The 791-nt window shown below is 65.2% G+C and carries 1 protein-coding gene; it reads right to left on the bottom strand.

All coding sequences use genetic code 11. From position 1 onward, the window contains the following. Positions 1 to 174: 174 nt before the first annotated feature. Positions 175 to 791: LysR substrate-binding domain-containing protein (locus WMO66_RS00035; protein ID WP_349134361.1), on the bottom strand; the 617-nt coding region annotated here is incomplete at its 5' end.

Raw genomic sequence — 791 nt, 5'->3', positions numbered from 1 at the left:
CCGTTGGCCTCCTCGCAATGACAAATCCGGGAACCTGTGCGGTCGACGGAGTGCGTGGGAATTTGCAGATGTGCATGGCGCTCAGGGAACGCCGCTACAGACGCAATCGGTTTGTGCGTTTTATCGGCGGTCTGTACCGATCGTTCGCTCGTCGCCGGTATTTCTGTCGGCCGGTCAGGGAAGCTGCTCCATGACTGGCGCGACGAATTCGCGGGCGAGGCTGCCTGCGCCGGTATGCTGCAGGAAAACGACATTCAGCTCGTGCCGTCCGGTGAGCGGGGGACAGGTGAAGCTGCCGATCTCCAGGCTGCCGCGCACCACGGCCTCATAGAGAAAGCTGATGCCGCAGTTCGCCGCCGTCAGCGCGCGGATGACGGGAAAGCTGCTGATGCAGATCGTCCGGGAGAAGGCCGCCGTGCTGTAGCTCACCTGCATCAGCTCGCGCTCGAGGATGCTGCGCGTGCCGGAGCCGGGCTCCCGCAGCAGGAGCGTCTCGGTCAGCAGCTCCTCCGGCGTGACGCGCCGCCCGGCAAAGCGGTGCCCGGCCGCGCAGATGCCGATATACGGCTCCTCCCGCAGCAGGAAGCTGTCATAGCGGCGCTTGTCGAAAATGCCCTCCACGACCACAAAATCCAGCTGCCCCGCCTCGAGCTGCCCGAGCAGGCGCGTCGTGTTGTCCACGGTGAACTGCAGCTCGTGCTCCGGCGCGCGGACAAAGCTGCAGATGGCGGGCGGGAGGATATAGTCGCCGATGGTCTTCGTCGCGCCGACGCGGAGAATTTTGCGCGGAG

Source organism: Faecousia intestinalis, assembly GCF_040096185.1.
Taxonomy (GTDB): Bacteria; Bacillota; Clostridia; order Oscillospirales; family Oscillospiraceae; genus JAZOXB01.
Note: the sequence above shows the minus strand (reverse complement) of the source record. Positions and strands in the feature narration are given on the sequence as shown.